The organism is Parvibaculum sp., from assembly GCF_049672805.1.
GTDB lineage: Bacteria > Pseudomonadota > Alphaproteobacteria > Parvibaculales > Parvibaculaceae > Parvibaculum.
On sequence record NZ_JBATWS010000246.1, the window covers coordinates 1 to 4,416 of the forward strand.

Sequence of the window (4,416 nt, forward strand, 5' to 3'; positions counted from 1 at the left end):
GTTGATGATGCGAACGCCCTTCTTGCACTTCGCAAGGCTTTCCGCATTCAGGATATTGCGCGTCTTGTCGGTAAGCGGGGTGTGCAGCGTGATGAAATCGGCACGCGCCAGAAGCTCGTCCAGCTCCACCTTCTCCGCACCGAGATCCTGCGCGCGCTCCGGTGTGAGGAAGGGATCGAAGGCCACGACCTTCATGCGAAGACCAAGCGCACGGTCCACGACAATCGAACCGATATTGCCGCACCCGATGACGCCGAGCACCTTGCCGGTGACTTCAACGCCCATGAATTTCGACTTTTCCCATTTACCCGCATGGGTGGAAGTGTTCGCCTGCGGAATATCGCGCGCGAGCGAAAGCATCATGGCAATGGCATGTTCTGCCGTGGTGATGGAGTTGCCGAAAGGCGTGTTCATCACGATCACGCCCGCTGCAGTGGCGGCGGGAAGATCGACATTGTCCACGCCGATACCGGCACGGCCCACAACCTTGAGCTTCTTGGCAGCCGCGAGCACGGGCGCCGTCACCTTGGTGTTCGAGCGAATGGCGAGACCATCATAGTCGCCGATGATCTTGATGAGTTCGTCCCGGTCGAGGCCGGTCTTCACATCCACCTCAATGCCGCGATCCTTGAAGATCTGAACGGCAGCGGGGGAAAGCTTGTCGGAAATCAGAACCTTGGGCATGGAAGCCTCCTTGAATGTCGCTCCGGGAAATCACGCCGGGCATAGGGCCTTTTCGGGGATCATCTCTTCGGAACGGAAAAGGTCTTGAAAACTGCCTCTCCCGTTCGGGGAGAGGCAGCGAGAGTTCGTGAAAAGGATCAGAGCGAAGCGACAGCTTCCGCAAAAGCCCAGTCGAGCCAGGGCATCAGCGCGCGCATGTCACTCGTCTCGACAGTGGCACCTGCCCAGATGCGCAGACCCGCGGGTGCATCGCGATAGCCTGCAATGTCATTGGCGACGCCTTCCTTGTCGAGAAGATCAGCGATCTTCTTCGCAAAGGCGACCTGCGCCTCTTCGTCAAGCGAGGTCACACGCTCATCGACAATCTTGAGGCAGACAGATGTATTGGAACGTGTCTCGACCTTCTCGGCGAGGAAATCGACCCATGCCGTGCGGTCCACCCATTCGGCGATGACAGCCGAATTGGCATCCGCCCGCGCGATGAGGGATTTGAGACCGCCAATCGAAGTCGCCCAGTTCAGCGCATCAAGATAATCCTCAACGCAGATCATGGACGGCGTGTTGATCGTCTCGCCCTTAAAGATGCCCTCAATAAGCTTTCCGCCCTTCGTCATGCGGAAGATCTTCGGCATCGGCCAGGCAGGTGTGTAGCTTTCGAGCCGCTCCACAGCGCGGGGGCTCAGGATGAGTACGCCATGCGCCGCCTCACCGCCGAGAACCTTCTGCCAGGAGAAGGTGACAACGTCGAGCTTCGGCCAGGCGAGGTCCTGCGCGAAAGCGGCAGAGGTTGCGTCGCAAATGGTGAGGCCCTTGCGGTCATCCGCAATCCAGTCACCATTCGGCACACGCACACCGGAGGTCGTGCCATTCCAGGTGAAGACGACATCATTGTCGAAATTCACCTCAGCGAGATCGGGGAGTGCGCCGTAACCGGCTTTCAGCGTGCGCACATCCTTGAGCTTCAACTGCTTCACGACATCCGTGACCCAGCCATCACCAAAGCTTTCCCAGGTGAGCATGTCCACGCCGCGCGCGCCGAGCAGCGACCAGAGCGCCATTTCGACAGCGCCCGTATCAGAAGCCGGCACGATGCCGATGCGATAATCCGCAGGAACGCCCAGAACCGCGCGCGTCTTGTCGATGGCTTCGACAAGGCGGGCCTTGCCGGGTTTCGACCGATGGCTGCGGCCCACAAGGGCATTTTCAAGATTTTTGACGGACCAGCCCGGACGCTTCGCGCAGGGGCCGGAAGAGAAGTGCGGATTAGCCGGACGCACAGCCGGACGCTCATTGGCGGTCATGTAACCTATCCTCACAGATAGCTGCCCCTCGTTGGGGAGGGGTGTCCCGGAGCCGCGTATATGCCTCTCCCAGAGCCAAGTCAAATGGCATCCCTGCGGCGGAAAATCGCGCAAGCGCGGAACCCGTAGCCCCCTGCAACATTGGATGGAGGGGGCCTTGTTCCATGCCGGATGACAAGCCCCTCTTTTTGTTCAGGGATTTGCCCTTGCCCTTTCCTTCCACCCGCTGGTTTCTGCTGCTTCTGCTGGTCGCCCTTTGGGGCTCGGCCTTTGCTTTTGCCAAGATCGCGGTGGAAAGCATCGCGCCCGAATGGACCATGGCAGGCCGTCTCATCGCAGCCGCCCTGCTCCTTCTGCCCCTCACCCTGCTCTTTCGTGATTCTCTCCCGCGCGACATGAAAGCCTGGAGCTGGTTCGCCCTTCTGGCGCTTGTCGGCAATATCGCACCCTTCTTCGCCATCGGCTGGGGGCAGCAACATGTCTCATCTGCCCTTGCGGGCATTCTTGTCGGCTTCACTCCCATCGTGACGCTCGCCATTGCCCATTTCTTTCTGGAAGAAGAACGCATCACGCCGCGCCGCGCGCTCGGCTTTCTCATCGGCTTTGCGGGACTGCTGATCGTGCTCGGTCCGGCCGCCTTGAAAGATTTGTCTGTCGGCGGCGAAAGATTGCTCGGACAACTCGCCGTTCTTGCCGGTGCCTGTTTCTTCGCCGCCAACAATGTTCTTGCACGCCGCGCACCGGAAATGCCGCTTCTCGTGAAATCCTCCGGCGTCATGCTTGCAGGCGCCCTCGCCGGACTTGTCGCTGCGAGCGCACTCACCCCGCCTTCCTCGCTTGCCGATGCAAGCACGACAGCGCTTCTTGGCCTTGCAGGGCTCGGCCTGTTCTCGACCGGCCTTGCCGCGATCATCTTCTTCCGGCTGATCGACATGGCGGGCGCGACATTTGTTTCGCTCACCAATTATCTCGTGCCTGTCTTTGCGGCGATAGCGGGTTATCTGATCTTTGGCGAGGAATTGAAGCTTCGCGTACTGGGCGGCCTCGCCCTCATCCTCGCCGGTATTGCGGCAAGCGAGGGCTGGCTCAACCTGATCAGAAAAGAAACGCCGCCGCGACACTCACCACCATCAGCACTGCCGCCCCGACAGCGATGAAGCGCATGGTACGAAGGTCGCTCACAAAGCGGCGGATCGCATCGCCGCCAAGCCCCCAAAGCACCGTTGCCACCACCATGGCAACAAGGCTTGCCAGCACAAGAAGCGTTGCCTGCACCTCATAGGAATAGCCGGGCACGATGAAGGCCGAAAAGACCATCATATTCTGCACATAGGCCTTGGGATTGACCGGGTGAAGCGCAAAGCCCGCCCAGAAGGAAGGCGGGCGCGTATAGGCCGATGCACCAAAGCCCGCCCGCGCAAGCTTCCACGCGAGCCAGCAGATATAGGCAAAGCCGAAAAGTTTCATCGCGAGGAAAAGGTCGGGCCATGCGAGAAACAGCGCACCGAGCCCCAGCGCGCCCGAGATGATGACGAACAGCCCGCCCGCCCAGATGCCAAGCACATAGGGCATGGCGCGCGAAAGACCGAGCGACGCACCAACGGAAAGCAGGCTGAGATTTGCCGGACCCGGCGTGAAACTCATCGTCGCAATAAAAAGCGCGCCGAGAAAGAAAGCCTCGATAGGCATGAGAGAGACCAGATGACAGTTTGGATCAGAAGGAAATTTCGGCCTTCATGTAGTCGGCACAGCGCCCGCGCAGAATGACGCGCTCACCCATATTCGTGCAATAAAGCGTGCCGCCCCGCGCCGAGATTTGCCGCGCGACGAGATCGCTCTTGCCGAGTTTCATCGACCAGTAAGGCACGCTGGTGCAATGCGCCGAGCCGGTGACCGGATCTTCGTCAATCCCGTGAACCGGCGCGAAAAAGCGCGACACGAAGTCGATCCCGTCCGCCCCCGGCGCACTCGCAATCAGCCCCGCATTGAGCGGTGTCAGCAGCCGCCGAAGGGCTGGAAAATCGGGTGCCAGCGCAGCCACTTCCTCCGCCGTGTCAAATACCGCCATGAGATGGCCGGTCTTGACCCAGACACGGGCATTCCCGCCCAGCGCCGCCGCAATCTCGCTCGGTGCCGGATAGGGCTTCGGCTTTGCCGCCGGAAAATCCATCGCCAGAAGATCACCCTCCCGGCGAACAATGAGCGTGCCGCTCCGCGTCTCGAAGCGGATGTCGGGCTTTGCATGGCCGAGATGGGAAAAGAGCACATGGGCCGTCGCCAGCGTCGCATGGCCGCAAAGGTCCACCTCCACCGCAGGCGTGAACCAGCGCAGCCTGTAACCCTCCCCCTCAGGCACAAAGAAGGCCGTTTCCGCCAGATTGTTTTCCGCCGCAATCGCCTGCATCAGCGCATCGGCGGGCCACTCCGGGAG

5 protein-coding genes are annotated in these 4,416 nt (G+C 60.6%); 1 reads left to right on the top strand and 4 read right to left on the bottom strand.

From position 1 onward, the window contains the following. Together WBF74_RS07955 and WBF74_RS07960 are read right to left on the bottom strand one after the other, a co-directional pair. Positions 1 to 684, bottom strand: a 684-nt coding sequence (locus tag WBF74_RS07955) for a hydroxyacid dehydrogenase (protein WP_424437796.1), incomplete at its 3' end; no start/stop codon positions are given. Between the two features lie 137 nt (positions 685 to 821). After that, the gene (locus tag WBF74_RS07960) at positions 822 to 1,985 is read right to left on the bottom strand and encodes a phosphoserine transaminase (RefSeq protein ID WP_424437799.1); all 1,164 of its coding nucleotides are present in this window, start codon (positions 1,983 to 1,985) and stop codon (positions 822 to 824) included. A 206-nt stretch (positions 1,986 to 2,191) separates the two neighbouring features. Here WBF74_RS07960 and WBF74_RS07965 point away from each other — a divergent pair, with 206 nt between their 5' ends. Continuing rightward, positions 2,192 to 3,142 carry a DMT family transporter gene (locus WBF74_RS07965; protein ID WP_424437802.1) on the top strand — a complete coding sequence of 317 codons (951 nt, stop codon included), beginning with the start codon at positions 2,192 to 2,194 and terminating at the stop codon, positions 3,140 to 3,142. Here the strand turns inward: WBF74_RS07965 and WBF74_RS07970 are convergent. Both WBF74_RS07970 and WBF74_RS07975 read right to left on the bottom strand, forming a co-directional pair. Continuing rightward, entirely contained in the window at positions 3,081 to 3,674 is a 594-nt protein-coding gene (locus tag WBF74_RS07970; RefSeq protein ID WP_424437805.1) for a LysE family translocator, read from the bottom strand. The genes WBF74_RS07965 and WBF74_RS07970 overlap by 62 nt on opposite strands. Before the next feature lie 25 nt (positions 3,675 to 3,699). Then, the coding region (locus WBF74_RS07975; protein WP_424437808.1) for a PhzF family phenazine biosynthesis protein at positions 3,700 to 4,416 on the bottom strand (717 nt) is incomplete at its 5' end.